Below are 26,950 nucleotides of genomic sequence, written 5' to 3'. Positions count from 1 at the left end.
ACAAAACTATGCTTTGCAAATGCAGCGTATTTCAACCGATGAAGGCCTTACGCAAGGCAGTGTAACTAAAATCGTGCAAGATGATTTAGGCTTTATCTGGATTGGTACCTATCAAGGCTTAAATAGGTATGATGGTTATCAGGTAGCGCCTTTTGCTGGTGAGTACATACTTGATCAGCGACAAATTACCGCAATGCATAAAACTGACGACGGAAACATTTTCGTCAGCACTGAGTTTTCAGGTGCTTTTCTAATAGACCCAAAAACACTAAAAGTTGAAAAAATCTATTCTGGCAAACTAGACCCTGAAGATGTTTTCTTTTCGCCTATTTTAGCAATCACTGAAGACGATTACTTTTTTTACTTCGCTATTGCTCAGCACGTTTATTCATACAACAAGCAATCAAAAAAGTTTTTGCATGAGTTTTCTATCAATAAAGAAGAGCATATTGTGCGAGCACTCACCCTGCACGACAACTTTTTATATATAGGTACATCAAATGGGCTTTTCTCAAAAAACCTTGCAGATGATCATATTTCGCATATTCCGCTAACCGATAAATCTCAGGTCACCGAAGATAATAAAAACGTAAAATTTTTAAGGGTCGATGCGCAACTGGGCTTATTTGTTGGCACTGTAGAGGGCATGTTTGATATCCCTTTTAACGCTAACCGTTTACTGGCATTTGATAAAGTAAGGCTGTTAATCCCTAACTTAAATATTTGGGACTATTCTGTTAGCTCATTCGGTGAATATATCGTCACAGAAAAAGGATTGTTCGAATTTAATCGCCAAACAATGTCGGTTGAGTTCATCTTAAACTTTGAACAAAGTAAGTTTTTGATGTCTGACAATTCAATTCAAGATGTCATGATTGATAAAACAGGGCTGCTGTGGCTTGCCTCTCGCTCACAAGGTGTTTTTACTTGGTCAACACTCGCAAGACGTTTTAAACATATTGAATTAAAAAATAACCAAGCTCGCTTCAACAATAATGTCTGGTCGGTATTACAAGATCAAAACAATACCGTTTGGATAGGTACAGATAATGGCCTAATGAAGTACAATCAAGTTACTAAAGATATTACACCCTACTTAGTTAGTAACGATGAAAAAGCCTTTCATGGTGAGCATGGTATTTATGGTATTACCGAGGCTAACATTGATGACAGCAACCGTTATCTGTGGCTAATGAAATACATAGGTCTTGCCTTGTTTGATAAACAGACCGGCGAACTAGTGCCTATAAAAGGCAATGCTGAGACCATGCACCTCATAAATTACGGCCCTAACTGGGGCTTTCGTGCTATGGGTAATGATCAATTTGCATTTTTAGATGAGCAAAATTTTTATAAGTACAATGGTAAAACAGGCGAACTTACCACTATTAAAGGATTAAAAGAACAAGTTGACCTAGTTAATGCCCATGCTTTTTTAAAGCCACTGCCTGATCATCCTGATGAATATGTACTGAGTATGTCTGGAAAATTGTACCGCTACAATGAGCAGACTCAAAAGTTAACACTGATATACCAAACAGATAACTATAACCCTTTAGCGTTCACAACAATTGATGACTGGGTGATGGATTATAACAATACGCTTTGGCTTGGCTCGGCTGACGAAGGACTTATTGGCATAGATGCTAAAACTTACGAAGTTAAACACCGTATTAATATACAGTCGGGCTTAAAAGCTAAATCTGTTTTTGCATTGCAAATAGATCGTTTTGGTTTTTTATGGTTAGGGACTCAAAATGGCCTTTACCGCCTTGACTTAAGCTCCTTAGAACTTGACCGTTACTTTATTCGCGATGGTTTAGCCGTTAATGAATTTAACATTGATGCCGACACCACCTTACATAACGGGCAACTAGCATTTGGTAGTACCCGAGGCGTACTTTTACTTTCACCAGAAGACTTTTTATCGTCGCCTGTAGAGGCTGGTAATATAAATACCGAAATTACCAATGTAACTTTGCTTTCGCGAGAGCTTAACTACCATCCATATAAATATGTGAATACGCCTCTGCAAATCACTTATGATGATATGGGCTTAGCAGTCACCTTTTCTAATTTTGATACCATCAATAAAGATAAAACATCGTACCGAGTGACCCTTGATGGGCCAACCTCACTGCAATACGACAAGCTAACAACCAATGAGGTCTTTTTCACTAAGTTACCGCCTGGTGATTATGTGTTATCAGTGTCGTCGTCAACCGAGTTAAGCGATGCAATATCAGCGTCTAGACAACTAAGATTCAATGTTGCACATGCACCTTGGTCATCCCCTGCTGCAAAAGCAAGTTATGTCATTATTGTATTAGCTATTTTGTTTTTCCTATTTTGGCAATACCGTGCTCGTCAGCAAATGATCGGCCGTGCGCATGCAGAAGCTGTAAAATCACAACAACAAACCGAACTCGCTTTAAGTAGTACTAAAAGTGGTGTTTGGGAGATTAACCTAGCAGAGCAATTTTTAAGAACGACTCGTTTTTCAGCTGAACTAGGTTATGCCGAGTATAAAGATGGTATAAACCTCAACAAGTTTGTGGGCTTAGTGCACCCGCACGATCGCAATAATGTAACTAGCCAGTGGCAACTATTTTGTAAGCAAACAAATAACCAACAATGGAATACCACTTACCGTTTAAAACATAAAAATGGTAGCTGGCTTTGGTATGAAGACATTGGTCGTATTGTTGCAACCGATGAAAACAACCGCCCATTAAAAATAACCGGTATTTATACCAATATTACTGAGCAACACGCTAATGCCCAGCAAGCCAGTGTGCTCGGCGAAGCATTTGGGCAAATAAACGACTGGTTGCTAATTTTAGACAATCAACTCAAACCATTTTCTGCTAATGCGAGTTTTGGCGAAGCATTCGCCACGCCAAACAATGTTGCAGAGCTTACTAGTCGCGACTTTATTGGGGCTATTGGGCGCGCAAAATACCTTGAATATATAGACGTATTAAAAACACTTAAGCCAAAGCAAAACTGGAAAACAGAAGCTGTTATTCGCACGCTAAAAAGCCCTGCACACCCGGTTCATATTAGTGTCACGGCTGTAGCCAAGGAAAACCAATCAATTAGTCATTATGTAATTGTAATTTCAGACTTAACAGAGCAAAAACGCGCTGAAGACGATTTGCGCTATTTAGCAAATTATGACCCGTTAACGGGCTTGCCTAACCGCTCCCTAATGCATACAAAAATTAGTAACTGTATAAATAACGCAAAAAAATACAATAAACTAGCTGCATTATTGTTTATTGATTTAGATAAATTTAAGCCTGTAAATGATTCATTCGGTCATGCTGTCGGCGACCAATTACTTTGCGATATCACGCAAAGAGTAAGCCTAATGTTACCTGATAACGCCGTAATTGGCCGTCAAAGTGGCGATGAGTTTTTGGTACTTGTTAAAGATTTACACTCCCCGCAAACACTCAGTGAGCTCGTTAAAAAGCTCACTGAAGAACTGGCAAGCAAAGTTATAATTGACGACTTTTCAATCAATATTTCTGCGAGTGTTGGTGTCGCTCTTTATCCATTTGATGCGAAAACAGCAGATGATTTAATTAAAAATTCAGATATAGCCATGATGCACGCCAAGCAATCTGGCCGTAACAATTTTAAATATTTCACTGAGCAGATGAATAACCAGCTAACCAAAAAGCTGTTACTTGAAAATGCCTTGAAAGATGCGTTTAAAGACGATGAGTTATTTAATAACTATCAGCCTATTGTTAATGCTAAAACTAAAAAAATAAACGGCGTTGAGCTTTTAATGCGCTGGAAGAACGAGCAAGGTTTTATATCACCTGCTGAGTTTATCCCTATTGCCGAAGAAATTGGTTTAATCGATGCGCTGACTGAGCAAGCCCTTGATAGAGCGCTAACAGAGCTGCTACCTATGCTGCGTGCTAACCCTCAGTTTTATTTATCATTAAACCTGTCACCGACGCATATTTTAAAATCGAACTTAACTGAACGTTTATTACTTATTTTGAATAATCACATGGTTAAGCCGGTTCAGCTACGTCTTGAAATTACAGAAAATACGCTTTTAGAAGATAAAGAGAAAGCCTCTAAGCAGCTGCAAAAACTTAAAAATGCCGGCTTCAAACTATTACTTGATGACTTTGGCACAGGTTACTCGTCACTAACTTACCTAAGTCAATTCCCGATTGATGTGATCAAAATAGACCAAAGCTTCGTGCGTAATATCGGCCAAGATAAAAGTAATGAATCGATTATTAAAACCATCCATGCGCTGTCATCGAACTTAGGCTTATATTGTATTGCTGAAGGGGTTGAGACAGGAGAGCAAATCAGCTTCTTAACAGAGATGGGCTGCGAAGATTTACAAGGTTACTACTTCGCGAAACCCATGCTGGCCGATGACCTCATTGCAGAAAGTACGATTCAGGCAATCATTGATCGACTAAACGCGCTTTAAACCATTTATTTAAGCAGCGATAAAGCTCATCTTTATTTATGGGCTTTGAGATAAAGTCATCCATACCCGCTACAAGGCAACGTTTTTGATCTTCTTCAAAGGCGTTCGCCGTAATAGCAATAATGATAGCTTCGCCATACAGCGCAGGATTCTGTTTTATTTCTTGTGTACATTGATAGCCATCCATGTGAGGCATTTGGCAGTCCATCAAAATAATATCTGCCGCAAAGCTTTTAAGCTGCTCAAGCGCCTGTAAGCCATCGTTTGCCATTTTGATAGTACACTGGGTGTCTTGCATCATTTTTTGCAGCACGATTTGATTGACAGGGTTATCTTCAACAATTAATACATTTATGCCACTAAGTGTTGGCTTGTCTGTACTTTGTTCTGCCGTTGCTTCTGCGTCGCTCATAGTGACTGGGATGGCAACAGTAAACTCACTGCCCTCACCTTCTTGACTCACCAAAGAAAGCTCTCCATCCATCAACTCTATAATACGTTTACTAATGGTTAGCCCAAGCCCAGTACCACCATATTTACGGGTGGTCGATATATCGGCTTGAGTGAACTCTGTAAACAGTTTGGCCTGTTGATTGGCTGAAATACCAATGCCTGTATCACGAATTGATATTTCAAGAGCGCCATCGACCATTTGGCATTGCATGTTTATTTCACCTGACTCAGTAAATTTACCCGCGTTACTCAAAATATTATTGATTACTTGGCTAAACCTCAGTGGATCTAAACGGATATACTCAGGTATGTCCTTTGTTATGCTTAAGTTAAATTCGACACCCGTTTTCACACTGGTATTGCTAAATACTTTTGCTAATTGTTGCAGTAAAGCCTTAATCTCAACGGCGCGGTTTTCTAATTTAAGTGCCCCCGCTTCAATTTTCGAAAAATCTAAAATATCATTTAAAATCAACAATAAGTTATTGGCACTTTGATGGATCATCGCCAGCTCATCACGTTCAGTTTCGGGAAGTTTAGGATTTTCTAATAGCAGTTGAGTCATGCCTAAAATACCATTGAGCGGGGTGCGGATTTCATGGCTCATGTTCGCTAAAAATTGCGACTTGGTACGGTTAGCTTGGTTCGCTAAGCGCACAGCTTCGACTAGCTCATTAGTTTTATCATTAACTTGTTGCTCGAGCTGGGCATTAAAATCGGTCAATTTGTTATTCAACACTTCGTTTTCGTGATTCGCTTGATGTAAGCGATTAAAATTAAGCGCCAGCTTATTTGCTAAACTCGAAAACTGCGACTGCAAACGACTCACTTCTAGCCAAGTTTGTGGTAAGTCGGTATCTGTGATTGCCCGCTCAGGTTCAAATTTGTCTATTTGTTCAGCTAACTTTTCGATAGGAGCAATTAACCAGCGGCTTAACTGCGTTATGAACACACTGGTTAATAAAATAATGAACAATATCATCACCAAAGACTGACCCCATGCACTCACCGCAACATTGTTGGCATGCTTGCGATTGAGCATGGTCATTACAATCCAGTTATGTTCTGTTGAGCGAGCTTCTCTGGCGTAAAACTGCTGCTCGTTCTCAGCATCAAACATTTTAAAGCGTGCTTCGTCTGCAAACGAATCTATTTCTTCATCTGTTAATTGTTGTAGTTCTTTAAAGTCATCTAATGTGCTAAATACCACTTTGTTGCTGGCATCTAAAATCAACAACTCGCCTTGATGACTAAATAGACTGGGCCTGAGGCCTGCAAAATAATCAAACATCAGTGAGCCTTCAACGACGCCAGTAAAGGTATCTTCAATATAAATCGGTGCTGATACTGCAACTATAGGTAAAGAGCCAAAACCGCGGCCCTTAAATATTGTTGAGATATAACCAAGCTCATTATTAGGCGCATTGATAAAGTAATCTCTATCTGCCACATTGGCGCGAATGTTTGACTGCTGCAAACTAATCGCTAACGATTGTGGATAAAAGTGAGTGACATCAGCAAGGGCATCAACAATGATTTGTGTTCTAAAATCAGGGTATAGATTTGCCATATTTTCAAGGGCAATTTGACGAGGAACTCCATTGGCTATACTTCTGGCAGTAAGTACCACCCCTTTTTTATGGTGATCGAGGTGACCATCAATTGTGCGTGCGATTTCTTTGGCTTTTTCTTTTAACTGTGCATTTATCTCATACTCAATGCGCGCATAATGGTTATTGGTTAGTACTACTGAGGTTAATATAACTACCAGCACAACCAGCAAAGTAACAACATAATTAAGTATTTTATAGAGTGACGAATAATGTTTATGCCACGAATAGCGGCTAAAGAAGAAGCTTAGTAAATCAATAACAGATAAGTAAATTGCCGCATTTAAGCAGTATTTAGCAAGTGCGATGGCAATGGTTAAAATTGGAAGACCTAAAAAGAAATGGCCAAAACTCCAAAGTAGAGGTAAACCAATTACAAACCAAAACAGCATGCCTCGTAAAAAAACTGGCCGCGCTTTTGACAAACAGAATACCTGCAAGCAGATGAGCTCTAAAGCAAACACAATGGAAGGCCAAGCATGCCCCCAGCGATAAAAAATAAACCCTGTACTTAAAATAAAGGTGATTATTGCGAACCGCCAACCGAATAGCAGCAAGCTTAAGATCACAAAAAACTGACCAAGAAGAAATTCTGAGCTATCTAAAAACCAAATTGGTAATAAATTAACAACTCCCGCAATACAACCAAGCAGTACTGCGGCTAAAAAGTTGAAATATGAAGGCTTATTTTGAAGCAAAAAAGGTATCCTAACTTCATAGTGATACCTTTAAATTAAAAGAAAATTAAACTTTTTGCCACTTTAATTAACATGCTGGCATTCATGACTTTCTATTTGCAGCACACTTTTTCCAATTTTAAAGCGCGATTGCAATAGTTTTTCGACCTTTAAGCGACATGCTTCGTCATGCTTTTCAACGGTACAATGCTGTTTTAAAACAACGTGCGCGCCAACAATAATGTCTTTGTCTTGGCGCATTACCGTGACATTATGAACATTTTGTACATGTTCAACCGAAGCGATACTTTGTTCAATATCAGCTACATTCGGCAGCTTACTTCTATTTTCAAGTAAGCCTTGAATACAACGAATGATCACTTTAACCCCAGTAAACAAGACAAAGGTAGCAATCAACATACTCGAAATAATATCAATTTCGGCCCAGCCAGTTAGGTGGATTAAAATACCAGCGAAGAAGGTTGAAACCGTTGAAATTAAATCAAAAAACGAGTGTAAAAACACCGCATACACATTAATGCTTGCTTTGCGCCCTTTGTATAGCACCCATGCTGCAGCACCATGAAACAAAAAACCAATAGCTGAAATGACCGACATTAAATAGCTATTAATTTGTAAATCATGACCATCGCTATGATGAAGGTAGCGCTCACCCCCTTCATAAAGAATAATTAAGCTAATGCTTAAATATAAGATGCCATTGATCAAACCACCCGTAAGCTCTGCGCGCTGGTAGCCATCATTAAAGTTTTTCGCGAAATATATCGCCATGCTTGAGGCAATAAGCGCGATGAATAAAGAACTGTTATGAACAAACAAATGCCCAGCATCAGCAAGTACAGCAAGCGAATTCGAATAATAGGCGCCAATAACCTGTATCACCATAAACGAGCACGTTATGGCTAAGGCAATCAACAAGCGGCGTCTAGATGCTTGGTGTGTTGTAATATCTGTCATGAAGAAGTGAAATACCTATCAGCTGGAAATGCGGTAATGATATAAAGTCTCAATTGTAATACGCAGCGCACTTAAACGCACTAAAAACTTAGTTAATAGTCCCTTTTTGAAAGTTTTTTGCACGATGTGTTACTAATAAGAAAGGAATTAGCAGCGAATAAGTAAACTGAATCACTCACTTGTAAGCTAAAAAACAGTAAGGCGTTAACAACACATGCTGTTAACGCCTTTTACTCGAAGCAGATTTAAAAAGCAGGCTATTAAACTTTAAACTGACTGACTAAATCTTTAAGGTGCTGAGCACGCGATAATAAGCTTTGCGTACCACGCTGTTGTTGCTCAGCGTTATCATGTATTTGCATTGCACTGTCTGAAATATCATGAGCCGACTGATTGATATGCTCAACCACCGTGCCCTGCTCTTCTGTGGCTGCTGCAACTTGGTGATTGCCTTGGCTGATAATCTCAAACTTCTGCTGAATAGACTGAAGTGCAGACACTGCAATATGCGTAAGCTCAGTCACTTTTTGACTACTTTGCGTACCTTCGGCAATCGCTTCTTGTGATTGCAATGATGAGCTTTGTAAACGCGAAATCTGTTCTCGAATTTCAGAAGTCGATGTTTGCGTACGCTGTGCAAGTGAGCGTACTTCATCAGCAACCACCGCAAAGCCACGACCTTGCTCACCCGCTCTTGCCGCTTCAATTGCCGCATTGAGTGCCAATAAATTAGTTTGTTCTGAAATTGCATTGATTACTTCAACAACCGAGTTGATCTCAGCTGCTTGATTTGCAAACTCACCGATACTTTTATCAACCGTGATCAAAATGTCATTCAGTTCATTCATGGTTTGCGCTGTGGCAGCCATACTTTGATTGGTTTGCACGGTTTCTCGTACCGCTTCTTCCGTGTCGCTTGCTGTGCGATGAGCAATATCAGACACCTCATTAATAGTTTGCCCCATTTCTGTAATAGTTGTAGCAACTTGATCGGTTTGCGCGCGCTGATCTTCGGTAGCAACAAAGGTTTTGTTGGCAAAGTTCGCAAGATCGTCAATCCCCTCTCGCATCGCTTGCTCGGTGACACTGATTTCATCTACCAGCTCGGCTACTTTACCAATAATGGCATTAAAGCCCTTAGCAAGATGTCCCAGCTCATTATCAACACTGTCATCTAAACGTTTTGTTAAGTCACCGCCGTGGCCTGCCATACCAAGTAGCTCGTCACCAACACTGCGAATTTTCTTACTTAGCCAATTAGCAAAATAAAGTGTAAGCACCAAAAAGATACCCGCAAGCACGACACTTACGATAATCGACATCCAAACGACTGTATTAATCGCGCTTGATATCTCTTGCTTAGGCTGAACCGCTACAAGAGTAAGGCCTGTTCCTTCAATTGGCATAACCCCAGCATAAACATCTTCATCTGCGAGCTCCACTTGCGATAGAGTAAAGCCAGTATGTTTACTGCTCAAAAAGCTTTGTAATGCGCTTAATGAAGCGACGCTTGTGACTTGTTTACCAATATAAGCATCGTTTGCGTGTGCAATAATTCGCTTGCTGTCATCAATTAAGAATAAATACCCTTGCTCACCAATTTTACGCGACGTAACAATGCTAGAAATATCTGAAATATCATAACCAAGCCCCGCAACACCGAGTCGTTGCCCTGCAATTTCAACCAAGGTGTTAACGTATAAAGTGAGGTGTCCACCCTGCTCACTCACATCTAAAGCGAGCGCTTGGCGTTTATCTGAGCTAATAAAGTCAAAAAACCAACTGTCTCTTGGCTCACTTTGTGAGATTGATTTGAAAAAGCCGTCTTGTGTGTAATAACTCATTGAGTTTTTGCTTACCCAAAACACCGATGATGCACCGCTTTTTCTTTGTAAGTCAGCAAAGTACGCCATGACACGCTGATGAATTGGCGAGCTTTTCTCACCTTCGCTCATCCACGTATGCAGCATTTGGTTTTCAGCTAACGACTGTGACACAGAGATGGGGTAACGCATTTGAGCGTCAATTTCGGCAGCCACTTTACCCACAGCGTCAGGCAATAATTGCTTTTCGGTTTGTTGGTAATAAAGCCGAGAGAATTGGCTGGTATTGATTAAGGCGCTAACCACAGTGACAACAAACAATGCAATTAACACAAAACTAATAAAAATAGTGCGCAGCGATAGATTTCGCATTCAGCAAGCCTCATACTTAATGGTGGAGTTTTGGTTTTAGATCATCCTTGCGTCCTATCAATAATTTTAGGTAACAAGTCGGTGTTAAGCAATTGCTATTTAAGCTTTTACTGTTGTTTTTGTATGAATAATTATCAAACTCAAACAGAATAGGAACAACCGCCAACTTGTACCTTTTTACTAGTTAAAATAATAGCTACAAACAGCTCACTGAAAAAAGCCGTGCTTATTATGACCCTGCTATTATTGCCATTTTTTGCCTGTAGGTTTTTGGCGACATGCCATACCAGCGATGAAATGCATGATGAAATGCACTAATTTCAGAGTAGCCACATAAAAAGGCGATCTCAGTAACTGAAAGATCTGTTTCGTTTAACAACGACACACTTTTTTGCTGTCTTAAACTTGCTAATTCGTTACTAAAACTTGTGCCCTCTTTTGCAAGACGGCGCTGCAGCGTTTTTTCACTCATATTAAGTGCTTTTGCCATTGCTTTACTGGTGGTTTGGCCTTGAATTAAATGCTCTTCAAGTAAAATTCTCAGTACCTGCGTCACATTCGTTTGCGTCACTAGTTTCATCTGGCTTGATAACACAGGCTCACTATCGGTATTTTCGCTAAAAAACAGGCTATGGGTCGTTGCGCCGTATTCAATGTTGCAATTAAAGTGCGTATTAATCTCACTATGTGGCTCTTTACGCTGCAAACAAATTCGCGTTGGGTGCCAATCTTTTCCCTTTACAGTGCGTGCTATTTTTACACAAAACGCCATGGGCGCTTCGTAGCTTAGCAGTGACATATCACGTTCACCATCACTAAAGTTAAAGCGAAGCTCATACTCACTACCGTGATCGATCAAAGATACATTATGGGTATCGCCCATTAATTTTTGATAACGCAATATCAGCCGAAAAGCACTCAATAACTGAGTTGACTGAATAATCGCCATGCCTACCACCGGAATAGCGCGTACATTCATGTTACTGCCAACATAAAGACCTAAATGGGTGTTTGGTAACATGGCTTGCGCCTGCTTCCAAAGCATACTGACACTGGCTTGTGGGTATCGGGCTGTTTGGCTACTTAATTCTGCCAAAGGAATATTTGCCGCTGCAAACAATTCATTAATTGGTAAACCCTGCCACTTAAACGACTCAGCCATAGCACGAAGCCACCAGCTTGATAAGGTTCTCATGCACGTCCTAAATAAACAATTTAATGACCTATATTATCAAGTAAATAAAAGAATAAAAGCCTATTGTTAACCTGTAATTAACAACGGAGACAACAATATGGGCACTGTAGCAAGTAAACGCGAGTTCGCGAGCTTTAAAGAGTTTTACCCCTATTACTTACAAGAACACAAAAATAAAGTCTGTCGACGCTTACATTTCATTGGCAGTTGGATTGTTTTGGCTATTTTGTTTGCCGCTATTTATCAGCAGCAATATAGCTGGCTAATTTTATGCCCAGTTGTGGGCTATGGCTTTGCTTGGGTTGGTCATTTCTTTTTTGAAAAAAATCGCCCCGCTACTTTTACACACCCTTTTTATAGCTTTATTGGTGATTGGGTCATGTTTAAAGACATTATTATTCGCAAAGTACCATTTTAGGAAAACACCATGACCATGAAACACACAGTATCAGATCAAGAATGGCAAGCCCGTATTGAGCTTGCTGCCGCGTATCGCCTAGATGCTTTATATGGCTGGGATGATTTAATTTTTACCCATATTTCAATGCGCGTTCCCGGCACAGACAACGAATTTTTGATAAACCCGTATGGCATGATGTTTCACGAAATTACCGCATCAAGTCTTATCAAAGTAGATCAACAATGTAATAAGCTGCATGACAGTGAATACCCAGTTAATCCTGCGGGGTTTAATATTCATAGCTGTATTCATATGGCGCGTGATGATGCCCATTGCGTTATTCACACCCACTCACTCAATGGCACGGCAGTGTCTGCTAACAAAGACGGCTTATTGCCTATCTCTCAGCAAGCTGTTGTTGTGCACTCAGGTTTGGGTTATCACGACTACGAGGGCATTGCCCTTAATCCTGCAGAGCAAGACCGTTTAGTGAATGACCTAGGTTCTAATAACTTTCTAATGCTACGTAATCATGGCCTATTAACAGTAGGTAAAACGGTCGCTGATGCATTTTTGTTTATGTATGTTTTTGAAGCTGCATGCGCTGTACAAACTCGTACTTCACAAAATACCGAGCAACTCGTACAAGTACCTAGCGCGATTATTGAGGGTATCAAAGGGCAAACTGAAGTTGCTACTAAGGGACTGGGTGGCGCAATTGCTTGGCCTGCCTTACTGCGCTTACTCGACAATAAAAGTCCGGGTTACGATCAATAAGGATATACCATGCAAATTGATATCATGACTAAAATAGTGCTGCCTTTAGCACTATTTATCATCATGTTTGGCATGGGCTTAGGGCTTAAAAAGCAAGACTTTGGGGCATTATTTATCAGCCCCAAAGCACTTTCAATAGGCTTAAGCTGCCAACTACTGTTATTGCCTAGCGTTGCGTTTGTATTAGCAATGAGTTTTACCTTGACCCCAGAGCTCGCTATAGGTTTGATTTTAGTGGCTTGCTGCCCTGGCGGTGTGACCTCAAACCTTTATACCTATTTATTCAAAGGGGATGTTGCGCTGTCAATAAGTCTAACAACGCTAGCCACATTTATCTCACCCTTTACCTTGCCACTGATTATGCATTTTGCCATGCAAACATTGAGTGTGCCGGGCCACGAATTTGCTTTGCCAGTGATTAAAACCATAGTGCAAATGCTGATGATAACGGTGCTTCCTGTTTGCTTAGGAATGGTATTTAATCACTTTAAACCCCATTTCAGCTTGAAAATAGAACCCTTTATACGTCGTTTTTCGAGTGTATTCTTAATTGTGATAGTGCTTAGTATCATTCATAAAAATGCCGACCAAATGCTGAGCTTTTTTGCGACTAGTGGCATTGCAACGCTGACATTAAACCTCAGCACGCTGTTACTTGGGTTGTTTTTTGCAAAAATATCGGGCTTAGATCACAAGCAACAAATGAGCATTGCGGTTGAAGTGGGGCTACAAAATGGCACCCTTGCCATTTTAATTGCGAGTACCTTAATCAATAATGCCGCCATGGCAATTCCTGGAGCAACCTATAGCTTATCAATGTTTGTAACGGGTTATATTTTTTGTCGCTTATTTAGCGCGCATCATACAAAACACCTTGCCATTCTCAACAAAGCATAAAAGCCAAAGTGATGACTAAAAACAAGGAAGTTTTTAATCACACAGTAATAAAAAATAGTTAAAATTTGAGATAACCAAACGAGTCTAAAACACACCTAATAACAAAGTTCATCACCCATCCTAACTATTAATTTTTTTATTTATTTTTCATAACTATACCTAAATCATTAGTTATAATTTTTGCTCTGTGGTCAGTCTTGTTTAATAAGATATTTTCGTTCACTATCAATTTATGGCTTGTTATATAGGGACATATTGTGGCCGAACTTAATAACTCTAAATTGCCCGTTCATGTTGCTGAATTAAAGTTTGCACTTGATAACGTACCCGCATACGTTTACATAAAAAATGAGCTCGGGCATTACGTTTATGCTAATAAGCTTACCTTGGGTTTATTTGCTTGCTCTGAGCAAGAATTACAACATAAAAGTGATGTGGACTTTTTCCCAATTCCTGACGTAAAAAAGCTAGCCAAAATAGACAAGCGGGTGCTCAGCGGTGAGCGTACCCGTGAAGAAGTTGAGCTTACCTTTCCCGACGGACACCAATATATTTTCTGGGAAGTGAAAACCCCTATTATTTGCGACACAGAGCCGAACAAAGTCATCGGCATTTTAGGTATTGCAACAGACATTACCGAACGAAAACACCTTGAAGAACAACTCCTTTATGCTGCCTCTACCGACCCGTTAACTGAACTTTTAAACCGCCGCTATTTTTATATTCGTTTATCGCTTGCGTTACAAATGAGCAAGCGCGACCAAAACTATGGCGCGGTGATATTTATCGACCTGAATAAGTTTAAAAAGTTAAACGACCAATATGGCCACAACACAGGCGATGCTTACCTTGTTGAAATTGCTAATCGAATGAAAACGGTTGTGCGCGAAAAAGACTGTTTAGCTCGCATTGGTGGCGATGAGTTTGTTGTATTACTTGAAGGGCTTGGTCGTGATGAGCAAACGGCTAAACACAACGCTCATCGTGTTGCCGATAAACTGCAAACAGCAATAGAAGCTCAATTTAAGTATCAAAATATAAAATATCTTGGCTCTGCAAGCGTCGGAGTCACCATGTTTTTAGGTACACAAAAAACTGCTGAAGAGATCGTGGCACAAGCTGATCAGCACATGTATTTGATAAAACATGCACTGAATTATTAATACAATGCATAAAGAATAAAACTGCACTTAAATAGGTAACGATTACAAATCAATAGCGTGCTTTGCTTTGTGGTGGTAATCTGAGCAGTGAAAAATAATATTAATTGTATTAAGGAAAGTACATGGACCCCGTTTCTAGCATTTTAGACCTGTTGTTAAATGTAGAAGTCTTTCTTCTAATTTTTGTTTTAGTGCTACTAAAAAGTAGCGTTAAATTTGTGCCGCAAAATCGTGCCTGGTTAATCGAGCGTTTTGGTAAGTACCATTCTACCAAAGAAGCCGGCTTAAACTTTATTGTGCCATTTATCGACCGTATTGCCGCTGACCGCAGCTTAAAAGAACAAGCGCAAGATGTGCCTTCGCAGTCTGCTATCACTAAAGATAACATCTCGCTTATCGTCGATGGTGTGCTGTATTTCCGCGTGCTTGACCCGTATAAAGCCACTTATGGTAACGATGACTATGTATTTGCGGTTACTCAGCTATCGCAAACAACGATGCGTTCTGAACTTGGTAAAATGGAACTAGATAAAACCTTTGAAGAGCGCGACATGTTAAACACCAATATAGTTACCGCGATTAACCAAGCATCTGAGCCTTGGGGTATTCAGGTTTTACGTTACGAAATTAAAGATATTGTGCCACCTAATTCTGTAATGGAAGCCATGGAAGCACAAATGAAAGCTGAGCGTGTAAAACGTGCGCAAATTTTAGAGTCTGAAGGTGACCGTCAGTCTGCCATCAACGTGGCAGAAGGTAAAAAGCAAGCCCAAGTCCTTGCTGCCGAAGCTGAAAAAGCCGAGCAAATTTTACGCGCTGAAGGTGAAGCGAAAGCGATTATCGCCGTTGCTGAAGCACAAGCAGATGCACTGCGTAAAGTAGGTGAAGCCGCTGACACCGAACAAGGCCAAAAAGCAATTCAACTCGACCTTGCCACAAAAGCCATTGCTGCTAAAGAAGCCATTGCTCGTGAATCATCTGTGGTATTACTTCCTGAAAGTGGTACTGACGCAAGCTCGCTTGTAGCTCAAGGTATGTCTATTATTAACTCTTTGAATAAAAAGCAACAAAGTTAGGTGAGCTAATGGCATTTTTAGATACCCATTTAGCCGAAGCACTGATGATTATAGGTGTTATCGCGCTAATTGTTGAAGTTGCTGTACTGGGTATGAGTACCTATGTATTACTGTTTTTAGGCTTATCTTTATTTGCCAGTGGCTTACTAATGAATATAGGTCTACTTGATACGAGTTACACTACCGCGCTTTGGAGCAATATCGTGTTTACTCTTGGTTTTGCACTCGTGCTTTGGAAACCTCTCAAACGCATGCAGGATAAAACCGATACTAAGCCGATACATAGCGATTTTGCTGAGCTTACCTTTGTCGTTAATGCCGATGTTGATGATAAAGGGTTAACCACACATCAGTATTCGGGTATTACATGGCAATTAAAAAGTCAGTCTCCCATTGCTGCTGGTAGCACAGTAAAAGTAACCGACAAACAAGTTGGTGTACTTTGGGTAGAGGCGGTATAACTCAGCAATAGTTAAACCTCATTTAGAGCCAAAACTCTATTTAGTTTTGTAACCGTGTTTGCTATGGTTAGAAGCACTCACGGTTACAAGCAAGGTTGCGAAAATGAACAATAACAAGGCACTCGTTGTAGAAGGTGGCGCAATGCGTGGTATTTTTGCCACTGGCGTACTAGATGCTTTTATTCAAGCCAATTACCAACCTTTTAATCAATGCTATGGTGTTTCTGCCGGAGCCACTAACATTGCTGCCTATTTGTGCGCCCAATACAAACGTAACCATGCAGTGCTCACCGATTACTCTTGCCGACCAGAGTTCATCGATTTTATTCGCTTTATTAAAGGTGGTCACCTGTTTGATTTAGACTGGCTGTGGCAAGAAACCATCCGTGATATTCGTCTAGATCTCGACACCTTCGAAAAACAAGCCAGTGAGTTTTATATAGTCACAACCAATATACAAACTGGACAGGCAGAGTACTTAAAAGCAAATGCAACACTTCTAGAAGAACAATTAAAAGCCTCATGTGCGCTGCCGATTGCTTATCGAGAATTCCCTGTTATCAACAATTTGCAACTTACTGATGGTGGCGTGGCAGATTCTATTCCAATCCGTAAAGCATACGAGATGGGTAATAAAGAAATTACCGTTATTTTATCTCAGCCTCTTGGCTATAAGAAAAAGCCTTCAAAAGCGCCTTGGTTCGTTAAACGTCTTTATAAAAACACCCCCGCATTAGCAGAAGCCACCTTAAGACGCGCAGAAAATTACAATCAAAGCATTGATTTTATTACCAACCCACCAAGCGATTGTAAAATTAATATTATTGCACCGCCACCCAACTTTGCAGTTGGTCGAACAACCAAATCATTTGAAAAACTCAGTGCGGGCTATGAAATGGGTTTAAATGCGGGCTCAAATTTTTTAACTCAAGTTGTTTAAGCTAACGCTTTAAAAACAGGAACAATTTTTAAGCGTTTTCGATGTCATTGACTATACTTTTAAGAGTTATGTTAGCCAAGGATTGACCATGAAACTCCCCCTACCTTTTATTATTGCCTGCAGGCTTTTAATACTCTCTTTTCTGTGTTTATTTTCATTTTTTAGCCAAGCCATTGAGTGGCCTCAACAAGTGCAAACATCACAAGGCACACTCATTGTTTACCAGCCACAACCCGAGAAACTAAACGGTAATACTTTAACAGCCCGTGCAGCAATGTCATTTTCGGTTTCAGGCAATGACGCTGTGTTTGGCGTATTTTGGTTTAGAGCTAAATTAGATACTGACCGCGAAAACGATACCGTCACCGTTCGCAATATCACTGTCACAGATGTACGCTGGCCTGAGTCAAAAGATGCAGGCGAACAAAAATTTACTGCTGTCGTTAATGAAGCAATAAAAACCAGTCAATTCGAAACCTCGCTTTCGCAACTTACCGCCAGCCTTGAAAGTGCAGAAGCAGCAGAACAAAGTTTAACGCAATTAAAAACAGACCCTCCAACGATTATTTTCAAAGAGCAACTGTCGGTATTACTGAGTTTTGATGGTGAACCTAAGTTTAGTAAAATTGAAAACAGCCAATTTGAGCGTGCTTTAAACACCGCCATGACAGTGATTAAAGATAGCAAAAGCAAACTTTGCTATCTCACCGATGGGCAATTTTGGTATCGGGCAAAACAAGCCAAAGGGCCTTATGACTATACTCAGTCGCCACCGGCTGAACTTGTAAAAATGCTTCCTAAAGATACCGAAAGCTCAGATCTAAGTGCACCACCAGCCATTGTTGTAGCCACTAAACCCACCGAACTTATTGCAACTGATGGCGCAGCTAAATGGAAAAGCTTAACCGGTGGCGAGCTCATGTATGTGTTTAACACTGAAACCCCGTGGCTACGTGAAATGCAAACGAATAACATGTATGTCTTGTTATCTGGGCGCTGGTATCGTGCAAAACAACAAACAGGCCCATGGACATTTGTACGCGGCGATGAACTACCCGAAAGCTTTGCCAATATTCCACCTGAATCAGATTTAGGTGGTCTCAGAGTTTCAGTTGCCGGTACTGAAGAAGCTGAAGAAGCTGTATTAGATGCAAAAGTGCCGCAAACAGCGGCTATCAGCCGTAAAGATACCAGTTTAACTGTGTACTATGATGGCAAACCTAAGTTTGAACGGATCCCGGGCACGCAAGTTTCTTATGCTATTAATACGGATGCACAAGTGCTGCAAATTAAAGGCAAATATTATGCAGTCGATAATGCAGTGTGGTTTAAGGCAGACTCCGCACAAGGCCCTTGGCTTGTTGCTGATAGCATTCCAAAAGATGACATCGCAAAAATTCCTCCAAGTTCCCCCGTTTACAACGTCACTTATGTCGAGATATACGAGTCAACTCCTGAGGTGGTGTATGTTGGTTATTACCCAGGTTACATGTGGTCATACCCTTATTATGGCGTGCCAGTGTATGGTACAGGTTGGTATTACCCACCATACTGGGGCGGTGGCTACTACTACCCTCGCCCACCGACTTGGGGTTTTAATATTGGCTATAACAACTGGACAGGTTGGTCGTTTGGCTTAAGTTGGAGCAATGGTTTTTTAAATCTAGGGATGAATTGGAATGTTGGATGGCCAACCCATTATCGACCTTATCATTGCTGTAATGGCTGGTATGGGGGTGGTTACCGCGGCCCAGTTATTATTAATAATGGCAATATCAATATTGGTAACAAAATTAATGTCGGTCATAAACCGGGCCACCATAATAAGCAACCAAGGCATAATATTTATAAACGCGATCAGAGTAAGTCTCGTCTCGCTTCAAAGCAGCAAGTGAAACGCGATTTAAAAACAGCCATCAGCCAACGCGATAAAGCAAACAACGTGTTTGCGGATCAAAAAGGTAACGTGCTCAAGCGTGATGCCGATAAATGGCAACAACGTGTTGAGGGTAAATGGCAAACATTACCTACCGATAAACAGCAACAAATCAAAGATCGGGCACAAAATATTGACCGCCAACAAGTGCAAAATAAATTGCAAAGCATAGATAAAAGTAAAGCGAAGCAAACATTGCAGCAACGCCAGCACACTCAAAATAGGCAACAAAATCGTATGCAGCAATTAAATAGGGCAAATAGAGCACGTCAGCAAGGTATGCAGCGCCAACAAATACGCCGTAATACACAAAGACAGATGCCTCGGCAAATGCCTAATCGCGGTCATTAATGTACAAATAGGAACAAAACAAAGCCAGTGTAAATACTGGCTTTGTTATCTTAACCAGAGCCAACGCACCTCTGTGGCTACCTTTAAGTCGTAATAGATATGCCTCTTAAGAAAAAGCCTGCAAAACAATTGCAAAAACTTGCTTAAAACTATTTCTCTATTAGTTTTAATACTAAGTCCTTACAAAAATTTGCACGCTCATGTTAAATAACTACACCGTTCGTACGCGATTAGCCGTCTTGGCTTTGTTACCGGTTACAGTTTTTGTGATCACCTCTATTTTTACAATGTCTATTATGTCGGGCATGGTAAAAGGCATCGACAGTTTGTATGACGATAGAGTCATCCCCCTTGAGCAGATAAAAACAGTATCTGACAATTACGCAGTTAGCATTGTTGATCTATTCCATAAATACCGCGCTGAGCAAATTTCAAAAACTGACTTTCTATCCGCCGTTGAAAATGCAAAAAATGTTGCTGATAGCAAATGGAAAAGCTACTTAGGGACCAAGCTAACCACAGAAGAGCAGCGCTTAGTTAATATCGTGGAAAAGAATCTCGCTGTAGTAGAAAGCGAACTAAGCACATTTTTAAACCAAGTAAAAAGTGACCAACTTAAAGCAGTACCTAACGAGGTATTCGTAAAAAATCTTTACGATGTGTTTGACCCACTCAGTGAAAGCTATCAAGGGCTAATAAGCTTACAAATCAATGAGGCTAACAAGTTTAAAAACGCCGCAGATAAAGATTTTGCTCAAGTCAGTATCGCTATGACTGCCTCTATCACTATATTAATAATTTTATTATTGGCTATTGCCTTTATTATATACCGCTCTATCCATAACCCATTGTTATCGTTAAGTGAAACGATAGGTTCTATCTCTGAAAATGCCGACTTACGTCTGCGCGCAAAAACCCATGGTAATGACGAAATAGCCCAAGCAGCACATCATTTTAATGCCATGATGGAGCGCATTCATGCATTAGTAAATGATGTAACGAGCGCCACTCTCACCCTTTCATCTGCTGCTGAGCAAATGAACTCAATTAGCGACCAAGTTGCAAGCACAGCCACAGAGCAAGAGCATCAATCAGCAATGATTGCCACCGCCATTACACAAATGAGTAGTGCCATTGAACAAGTGGCCGCAAATGCATTATCAACATCAGAAAAAGCCACTCACACTGATAAAACAGCCAAGCTGGGTCAGCAGTCTGTGCAAGAAAATATCGATGCAATAAACCGTTTATCACACATCGTTAATGCGAATACAAAACTAATCAATGAGTTAAATACACAATCAACCGATATCAATCAAGTGGTGATGATGATCCAAGGTGTTGCAGAACAAACCAATTTACTCGCTTTAAATGCAGCTATTGAAGCGGCACGCGCTGGTGAGTCGGGTCGCGGTTTCGCAGTAGTAGCCGATGAAGTAAGGCAGCTTGCACACAACACGCAAAAAGCCACAGCCAGTATTAACGAAATGATCAGTAAACTACAAACAATGGCGCAGCAAGCAGTGACCGCCATGGGTAATGCTGACGAAAGTGCTAAACAAAGTGTTGAATACGCAGAGCGCTCATCACAATTACTGACTGAAATTACTCAAGAAATGGCACTTATCGCCGATATGAACAACCAAGTATCCACCGCAACGGATGAGCAAACCACTGTTGCTAACGAACTAAGTTGTAATATTAATGAATTTAGTAGTAGCATTTCACTGGTTAGCGAAAGCTCGCAGCAAAATGCTCAAGCCAGCCAAGAATTGGCCTCACTGGCTTCGCGTCTACAACAACAGGTGCATGTTTTCAAAGTATAGTCGTATAAACGTGCGCTCAAAAAAGGACTTAAATTAATGAACAGAGCAATACTGATATTTCTAATGACATTTGCTCTGTCGAGTCTACAAGTATTAGCTCATGAACAAATTGTTATTCAGCTTGCTAAACCTAGTTATAACGATGCGGCGAAAAATCAATATATTCACGATATTCTCGACAAAAGTTTTGCCGCAATGGGGGCGGATGTTGTACTGCTTTACAATATTAAGCCTATGAATAATAAACGTGTTGTAGAGCAGCTAAGCCATAATAAAACAATTACCTTAGCATGGCTTTCTTTACCCCAGCAGCAAACTGATTCATTAGTAAGAACGACTATTCCTCTCTACAAGGGCTTACACGGCCAACGTTTGCTTATTATCCGCCATGAAGATCAAGAAAAGTTTAGCAAAATCGAAACCCTTGCTGATTTAACTCCCTTGGTTGGCCTACAAAAACAGAGCTGGTCTGATTATAGCGTACTGAAAAACAATGGTTTAACAGTCAATGGCGAGCTTGATTACCCAGGCATGATCAAAGCCCTTGAAACTGGACTCGGTGATTACTTTCCACGCTCAGTACTAGCTATTGGTAGCGAACTAAATAAACTAAAGCAGTTCAATTTTGTTATTGCACCAAACATTATGTTGCAATACCCCAGTGACTATTACTTTTACTTAAGTAAAAGTAATAGTCACATTAGAGATATGCTAGAACAAGGTATGCAAAAACTGCAGCAATCAGGTGAACTTGAGAAGCTCTATTTGCAATACTTTGGAGATGTTGAAAAACAATTTTCTTTAAAGCAACGTCACATCATAACGCTAAAAAATAAGGAGTAAGCATGCTAAAAGCGCTGATAATCATCATTATGACATTGGCGATTTTTGCTGCGGGTTTTATAGCTGGAGTGTACAGTTTACCTATTTTAACTGAACAACCAGCACCCGATATTGCTATTTTGAAGCAGCATCAAGGTCGATCGCAGTTTAGTGCAACGTTTAAGCCCGGCCTCAAAGGCTCAGATCGCTTTCATTATGGTGATGGCATGGTGTATCTAACGAATGATGCTATTTCTATGCAAGGCACGTTATCACCAGGTCCCGACTATCAACTTTATCTATCACGAAATTTCATTGATAACGAAGACGATTTTTTAGCACAAAAAGGCACCATGCAGCGTATTGCGGGGGTACGTTCGTTCAATGGCTTTAAATTAGTTGTACCACAAGGTATCGATGTCAGTGATTACAATACAGTAGTTATTTGGTGTGAAAGTTTTGAGGAGTTTATTACTGCAGCACAGTACCAATAGCTGTATTAATAAAAACAAAGCCGCCTTTGGAGAGGGCGGCTTTAAAGCGGCAGCTATGGGTGTGAGCTGCCTAATCAAGAGTCATTGTTTATGCAACTAATTAGGCTGCATCTTCTGTGCTTTGAGTTTCATCGCTGTGGCGAATTAAGTAATCAAATGCACCTAAGCTTGCCGTTGCACCACTGCCCATAGCAATAATGATTTGCTTAAACGGCGTTGTTGTTGCATCACCTGCCGCGTAAACACCCGGTAATGATGTTGCACCTTTGCTATCAATTTCGATTTCGCCAAAGCGAGTCAGTGATAACGCTGAATCTTTTAACCATTCAGTGTTTGGCACCAAGCCGATTTGCACAAAGATACCTGCAAGCTCAAGTGATTTTTCATCGCCAGAGATGCGGTCAATATAGCTTAAGCCTGTTACTCGTTTACCATCACCAACAACTTCTGTCGTTTGCGCGTTTTTGATAATAGTAATGTTGTTTAAGCTATTTGCTTTACGAATAAGTACTTCGTCAGCACGTAAGGTATCAGCAAATTCAAGCACAGTGACATGCTCAACAATGTTTGCAAGGTCGATTGCAGCTTCAATACCAGAGTTACCACCGCCGATAACAGCTACAGCTTTGCCTTTAAATAACGGACCATCACAGTGAGGACAATAAGCAACGCCATGACCGCGATACTCTTTCTCACCTGGCACGTTCATTTCACGCCAGCGTGCACCGGTTGCTAACACCACTGACTTAGCATTTAAGACCGCGCCATTTTCTAGCGTAATTTGATAATTATCTTGCTTAGTAAGCGATGCCGCACGTTGGTTTTGCATTACATCAACATCGTATTCTTTTACGTGCTCTTCAAGTTGTGCAACCAATTTAGGGCCTTCGGTCGCTTTAACTGATATAAAGTTTTCAATTGCTAATGTGTCTGATACCTGACCACCAAAACGCTCTGCAATCACACCCGTATTTAAGCCTTTACGTGCTGAATAAATTGCCGCAGAAGCGCCTGCAGGGCCACCACCAACAACAAGTACATCGAATAACTCTTTATCGTTCAGTGCTTCGGCTTGTCGTGCAGCCGCTTTGGTATCTACTTTATTTAAGATATCAGTCAGGTTTACAGCGCCTTGGCTGAATAACTCACCATTTAAGTACACAGCCGGTACTGCTAACACATTACGCTCGTTCACTTCGTCTTGGAACAAGGCGCCATCAATCATCGTAGCCGTAACATTTTCATTGTGTGCCGCCATCAGGTTAAGTGCTTGCACTACTTGCGGACATGTTTGACAACTCAATGAAATATACACTTCAAAGTTAAGCGGCCCAGGCAATGATTTAATTTGTTCAATTTCAGTCTCTGATGCCTTACTTGGATGACCGCCTGTATGCAGTAGAGCAAGGATCAAACTGGTGAATTCGTGGCCCATAGGCACACCCGCAAATGTGATTTGCGTATTGTTAATAGGTGAAGATACCACCACAGATGGACGACGCACATCTTGGCTAGGGTTATCTCGCACCGAAAATTTGTCGCTTAACGAAGCTAAATCGTTTGCTAAGTTTTTAAGTTCTGTTGATTTATTGCTGTCATCCAAGGCGATAAGCAGCTCAACAGGGCTGGTAATAGAAGCAAAGTGGCTTGTTAATTGGTTTTTGATATTCGTATCTAACATGGCTTAGCCCTTGAGTTCAGAATAAATAATCTAGAAAAATTTTAGGGATAACTGCCCATCACCCGCTAATGTGCTTAATGTGAGTTGTGATGGGCAATTAAGGTTGCATTGAGATAGCAAAGCAAAGCTTTGCTATCGTTTAATGCTGTGGCAAATTAGATTTTGCCAACTAGGTCTAGTGAAGGAGCAAGTGTCTCTTCACCTGGCTGCCATGATGCAGGACATACTTCACCGTCGTGGTTAGCAATGTACTGTGCAGCTTGTACTTTACGTACTAACTCTTTCGCGCTACGGCCGATGCCTAAGTCGTGAGTTTCGATTACTTTGATTTCGCCTTCAGGGTTCATTACGAATGTACCGCGAAGAGCAAGACCTTCGTCTTCAATCATCACACCGAAGTTACGTGTAATACGACCTGTAGGGTCACCAATCATTGGGAATTTGATTTTACCAATTGTGTCAGACGTATCGTGCCATGCTTTGTGAGTGAAGTGCGTGTCAGTTGATACTGAGTAAACTTCAACACCCATTTCTTGAAGTTGCTCGTAGTAATCTGCAACATCACCTAGCTCTGTAGGACATACGAAAGTGAAATCTGCTGGGTAGAAGAAGAAGATTGACCACTTACCTAGCACGTCTTTTTCTGTTAGTTCTACAAAGTCACCGTTGTGGTAAGCTGTTGCATTGAATGGTTGTAGTTTTGTGTTAATTAATGAAGTGCTCATAGTATTCCTCATTGATGTATTTAAAAATGTTTAATTAACGCAGCCTTGCGTCTGCTTGATTAATACAATAGAGGTATGAGCGATTAAAATAAAACTGATTGTTTAGATTAAATTGATTTGTTTTTTAGATTGAAATACACAGAATAGCAAAAACTATAAAGCCCTCAATCACTTATGTAATCAAGGGCTTTCACTTCAGGGAATAAAATTACTTACTAAAACCATATAAACTCTTTGGTTTAATGTAGTTAGGCTCAATTCCTTGCTCTTTTGCGGCTGCTAACATCACTTGCTCAATCCAACCTGCATCCATAATGTTCATATAGTTACCATCTGGGTCAAAGTTAATGTTAGATCCCATAACCACCATAAAGGTATCGGTCACTTCAGTGTTGTCTGCTGGTACTTGAAATTGATGAATAGAACCGCCTGGCTCAAACAAATAGCTACCAGCCACTTGTAAATCGTCAGGGTATTCTGTGTAGTGCCAGCTGCCTGCTAGGGTATATAAATGTACAACCCCAGTATGAAAGTGCTTTGGCAAAACCGTACCCGGCTCAAATAAAACACGTAATACCCATACCCCATTTTCAGAATCCAGCATGAGTGGATAAATGTGCACGCCTGGTAAAGCGTTTTTAATTAGCTTTTCATCATTTGTATGAATAGTCAGTAAGAAATCTTGATGATTAATAATATCTGGTAATGCCATATGTGTGCCCTCTTTTCACTTGCTTTCAATAAGTTAACTAGTTGCCTTTAATTTGCTGTGGCGGTATCTGTGCGTGGTTCTTCTTTACACAGCCCTTGTTCATACGCCCACTGCAATGCATGTTGCATACCTTGCTGTAATGTAAATTCTGGTTTATAACCAAAAATGTTCTGCGCCTTTTCATTACTGTACGCTGCACTTTTACGACTTAGCATGCGCATGGTCGACGGATTGATATCTGTGGTTTTACCAACAAGGTGATAACACCACTCAATGAACCCTGTTAGCTTTAACGCCAAAGCCAAATTCACTACTGTGACGTGCTTTTTCCCTTGTGCCTGTGCCAAGTAATTAAAATAAACTTGATTAGTCACTTGCTCAGGGCCTGATAGATTAAAAATTTCACCGCTTGCATCGTCGCTCATGGCACTTTGGTAAATGCCTTTGACTAAATCATCAATGTAAACAGGCCCAAACATGCCCTCTGGTACCATAAACTTGCCTTTGGCGATTTCTTGTAATGGGTAAGCTATCCACGGTCTTGAGCCGGGCCCATAGACATCGCCAGGGCGAATTATTGTGACATTGAGTTTTTTACTGGCGTGATAGCTTAGCGATAAATGCTCGCTCATCATTTTCGAATCGTTATAGGCTCTGCCATCAGGGAACAAAGGCGCATCTTCTTTAATATCAGTTTGCCAATCACTGCCATAGACGGCCGTCGACGAAATATGAATAAAGCGCTTTACTGTGTTTACAGCCACCGCTGCATCCAGTAAGTTTTTCGTCCAACCCACATTCGCCTGCCATGTTTGCTTATAGCTAAACGCATTTGAAACAATAGCCGCTGTATGAATAACTAAATCGCAGTCATTCATTAATGAGCGCCAACTCGCTGGCTCATTCAAATTACCTGCAACAATGTTAAATTCTTCACAGGGTGTTAAATCAACGCCGCATACATCGACTCCATGCGCCTTAAAGTAGCGCGCAAGTGTGCGGCCAATAAAGCCATTACCACCACTAATAAAAACTTTTGAGTAGTTCATTGTGTGTTCCTCTAAGCACGTTACAGCCTTAATTGCAGCTAGCAGGCCAAATGGTTAATAC

20 protein-coding genes are annotated in these 26,950 nt (G+C 40.6%); 12 read left to right on the top strand and 8 right to left on the bottom strand.

Annotated elements, in window-relative coordinates:
• The first annotated feature begins 19 nt into the window (after positions 1–19).
• On the top strand, positions 20–4,471 hold the full coding sequence (locus J8Z28_RS20040; RefSeq protein WP_250660431.1) for an EAL domain-containing protein: 4,452 nt from the start codon (positions 20–22) through the stop codon (positions 4,469–4,471).
• On the opposite strand, the gene J8Z28_RS20035 is transcribed toward J8Z28_RS20040, so the two are convergent.
• From J8Z28_RS20035 to J8Z28_RS20020, 4 genes are all read right to left on the bottom strand, one after another.
• A complete protein-coding gene (locus tag J8Z28_RS20035) occupies positions 4,446–7,232 on the bottom strand; it encodes a response regulator (protein WP_250660430.1) in 2,787 nt (928 codons plus the stop codon). The genes J8Z28_RS20040 and J8Z28_RS20035 overlap by 26 nt on opposite strands.
• Positions 7,233–7,295: 63 nt before the next feature.
• Positions 7,296–8,189, bottom strand: a complete 894-nt coding sequence (locus J8Z28_RS20030) for a cation diffusion facilitator family transporter (protein WP_250660429.1) — start codon at positions 8,187–8,189, stop codon at positions 7,296–7,298.
• A gap of 260 nt (positions 8,190–8,449) precedes the next feature.
• A complete protein-coding gene (locus J8Z28_RS20025) occupies positions 8,450–10,384 on the bottom strand; it encodes a methyl-accepting chemotaxis protein (RefSeq protein ID WP_250660428.1) in 1,935 nt (644 codons plus the stop codon).
• A 229-nt stretch (positions 10,385–10,613) separates the two neighbouring features.
• Positions 10,614–11,579 carry an AraC family transcriptional regulator gene (locus tag J8Z28_RS20020; RefSeq protein ID WP_250660427.1) on the bottom strand — a complete coding sequence of 322 codons (966 nt, stop codon included), beginning with the start codon at positions 11,577–11,579 and terminating at the stop codon, positions 10,614–10,616.
• A gap of 97 nt (positions 11,580–11,676) precedes the next feature.
• Here J8Z28_RS20020 and J8Z28_RS20015 point away from each other — a divergent pair, with 97 nt between their 5' ends.
• The 11 genes from J8Z28_RS20015 (at position 11,677) to J8Z28_RS19965 (ending at position 22,722) form a co-directional block, all read left to right on the top strand.
• A complete protein-coding gene (locus tag J8Z28_RS20015) occupies positions 11,677–11,997 on the top strand; it encodes an Mpo1-like protein (RefSeq protein WP_054562470.1) in 321 nt (106 codons plus the stop codon).
• A gap of 9 nt (positions 11,998–12,006) precedes the next feature.
• Positions 12,007–12,756: a class II aldolase/adducin family protein gene (locus J8Z28_RS20010; RefSeq protein WP_250660426.1), complete on the top strand. Its 750-nt coding sequence runs from the start codon at positions 12,007–12,009 to the stop codon at positions 12,754–12,756.
• Between the two features lie 9 nt (positions 12,757–12,765).
• On the top strand, positions 12,766–13,653 hold the full coding sequence (locus J8Z28_RS20005; protein WP_119853047.1) for a bile acid:sodium symporter family protein: 888 nt from the start codon (positions 12,766–12,768) through the stop codon (positions 13,651–13,653).
• A gap of 257 nt (positions 13,654–13,910) precedes the next feature.
• A complete protein-coding gene (locus J8Z28_RS20000; protein WP_250660425.1) occupies positions 13,911–14,816 on the top strand; it encodes a sensor domain-containing diguanylate cyclase in 906 nt (301 codons plus the stop codon).
• A 122-nt stretch (positions 14,817–14,938) separates the two neighbouring features.
• Positions 14,939–15,892 (top strand): SPFH domain-containing protein, encoded by a 954-nt coding sequence (locus J8Z28_RS19995; protein WP_250660424.1) that lies wholly within the window; start codon positions 14,939–14,941, stop codon positions 15,890–15,892.
• Between the two features lie 8 nt (positions 15,893–15,900).
• Complete coding sequence (locus J8Z28_RS19990; RefSeq protein ID WP_054562474.1) at positions 15,901–16,353, top strand: NfeD family protein; 453 nt, start codon at positions 15,901–15,903, stop codon at positions 16,351–16,353.
• Positions 16,354–16,456: 103 nt separating this feature from the next.
• The gene (locus J8Z28_RS19985) at positions 16,457–17,293 is read left to right on the top strand and encodes a patatin-like phospholipase family protein (RefSeq protein WP_250660423.1); all 837 of its coding nucleotides are present in this window, start codon (positions 16,457–16,459) and stop codon (positions 17,291–17,293) included.
• 88 nt (positions 17,294–17,381) lie between these two features.
• Entirely contained in the window at positions 17,382–19,580 is a 2,199-nt protein-coding gene (locus J8Z28_RS19980) for a carbohydrate-binding family V/XII (RefSeq protein ID WP_250660422.1), read from the top strand.
• 200 nt (positions 19,581–19,780) lie between these two features.
• Positions 19,781–21,406, top strand: coding sequence for a methyl-accepting chemotaxis protein (locus tag J8Z28_RS19975; protein ID WP_250660421.1), 1,626 nt, complete (start codon positions 19,781–19,783; stop codon positions 21,404–21,406).
• 36 nt (positions 21,407–21,442) lie between these two features.
• Positions 21,443–22,249: a substrate-binding periplasmic protein gene (locus tag J8Z28_RS19970; RefSeq protein ID WP_062565758.1), complete on the top strand. Its 807-nt coding sequence runs from the start codon at positions 21,443–21,445 to the stop codon at positions 22,247–22,249.
• 2 nt (positions 22,250–22,251) lie between these two features.
• A complete protein-coding gene (locus tag J8Z28_RS19965; RefSeq protein WP_062565759.1) occupies positions 22,252–22,722 on the top strand; it encodes a DM13 domain-containing protein in 471 nt (156 codons plus the stop codon).
• A 100-nt stretch (positions 22,723–22,822) separates the two neighbouring features.
• Here J8Z28_RS19965 and ahpF read toward each other — a convergent pair whose 3' ends face one another.
• From ahpF to J8Z28_RS19945, 4 genes are all read right to left on the bottom strand, one after another.
• Positions 22,823–24,403 carry an alkyl hydroperoxide reductase subunit F gene (ahpF, locus tag J8Z28_RS19960; RefSeq protein WP_062565760.1) on the bottom strand — a complete coding sequence of 527 codons (1,581 nt, stop codon included), beginning with the start codon at positions 24,401–24,403 and terminating at the stop codon, positions 22,823–22,825.
• A gap of 155 nt (positions 24,404–24,558) precedes the next feature.
• Entirely contained in the window at positions 24,559–25,128 is a 570-nt protein-coding gene (gene ahpC, locus J8Z28_RS19955) for an alkyl hydroperoxide reductase subunit C (RefSeq protein ID WP_054553958.1), read from the bottom strand.
• A 208-nt stretch (positions 25,129–25,336) separates the two neighbouring features.
• On the bottom strand, positions 25,337–25,840 hold the full coding sequence (locus J8Z28_RS19950) for a 2,4'-dihydroxyacetophenone dioxygenase family protein (protein ID WP_054562481.1): 504 nt from the start codon (positions 25,838–25,840) through the stop codon (positions 25,337–25,339).
• A gap of 47 nt (positions 25,841–25,887) precedes the next feature.
• Positions 25,888–26,889, bottom strand: coding sequence for an NAD-dependent epimerase/dehydratase family protein (locus tag J8Z28_RS19945; protein WP_250660420.1), 1,002 nt, complete (start codon positions 26,887–26,889; stop codon positions 25,888–25,890).
• Positions 26,890–26,950: the final 61 nt, after the last annotated feature.

The sequence above is a fragment of the Pseudoalteromonas sp. SCSIO 43088 genome, assembly GCF_023650795.1.
In the GTDB taxonomy this organism is placed as follows: domain Bacteria; phylum Pseudomonadota; class Gammaproteobacteria; order Enterobacterales; family Alteromonadaceae; genus Pseudoalteromonas; species Pseudoalteromonas shioyasakiensis.
This window is presented reverse-complemented; position numbering and strand designations above follow the sequence as displayed.

Coding starts and splice junctions, on each gene's coding strand:
- J8Z28_RS19985 (WP_250660423.1), top strand. CDS start 16,457: ATGAACAATAACAAGGCACTCGTTGTAGAAGGTGGCGCAATGCGTGGT.
- J8Z28_RS20015 (WP_054562470.1), top strand. CDS start 11,677: ATGGGCACTGTAGCAAGTAAACGCGAGTTCGCGAGCTTTAAAGAGTTT.
- J8Z28_RS19950 (WP_054562481.1), bottom strand. CDS start 25,840: ATGGCATTACCAGATATTATTAATCATCAAGATTTCTTACTGACTATT.
- J8Z28_RS20030 (WP_250660429.1), bottom strand. CDS start 8,189: ATGACAGATATTACAACACACCAAGCATCTAGACGCCGCTTGTTGATT.
- J8Z28_RS19965 (WP_062565759.1), top strand. CDS start 22,252: ATGCTAAAAGCGCTGATAATCATCATTATGACATTGGCGATTTTTGCT.
- J8Z28_RS20010 (WP_250660426.1), top strand. CDS start 12,007: ATGACCATGAAACACACAGTATCAGATCAAGAATGGCAAGCCCGTATT.
- J8Z28_RS20005 (WP_119853047.1), top strand. CDS start 12,766: ATGCAAATTGATATCATGACTAAAATAGTGCTGCCTTTAGCACTATTT.
- J8Z28_RS19995 (WP_250660424.1), top strand. CDS start 14,939: ATGGACCCCGTTTCTAGCATTTTAGACCTGTTGTTAAATGTAGAAGTC.
- J8Z28_RS19970 (WP_062565758.1), top strand. CDS start 21,443: ATGAACAGAGCAATACTGATATTTCTAATGACATTTGCTCTGTCGAGT.
- J8Z28_RS19975 (WP_250660421.1), top strand. CDS start 19,781: ATGTTAAATAACTACACCGTTCGTACGCGATTAGCCGTCTTGGCTTTG.
- J8Z28_RS19990 (WP_054562474.1), top strand. CDS start 15,901: ATGGCATTTTTAGATACCCATTTAGCCGAAGCACTGATGATTATAGGT.
- J8Z28_RS20040 (WP_250660431.1), top strand. CDS start 20: ATGCAGCGTATTTCAACCGATGAAGGCCTTACGCAAGGCAGTGTAACT.
- ahpF (WP_062565760.1), bottom strand. CDS start 24,403: ATGTTAGATACGAATATCAAAAACCAATTAACAAGCCACTTTGCTTCT.
- J8Z28_RS20025 (WP_250660428.1), bottom strand. CDS start 10,384: ATGCGAAATCTATCGCTGCGCACTATTTTTATTAGTTTTGTGTTAATT.
- J8Z28_RS19980 (WP_250660422.1), top strand. CDS start 17,382: ATGAAACTCCCCCTACCTTTTATTATTGCCTGCAGGCTTTTAATACTC.
- J8Z28_RS20020 (WP_250660427.1), bottom strand. CDS start 11,579: ATGAGAACCTTATCAAGCTGGTGGCTTCGTGCTATGGCTGAGTCGTTT.
- ahpC (WP_054553958.1), bottom strand. CDS start 25,128: ATGAGCACTTCATTAATTAACACAAAACTACAACCATTCAATGCAACA.
- J8Z28_RS19945 (WP_250660420.1), bottom strand. CDS start 26,889: ATGAACTACTCAAAAGTTTTTATTAGTGGTGGTAATGGCTTTATTGGC.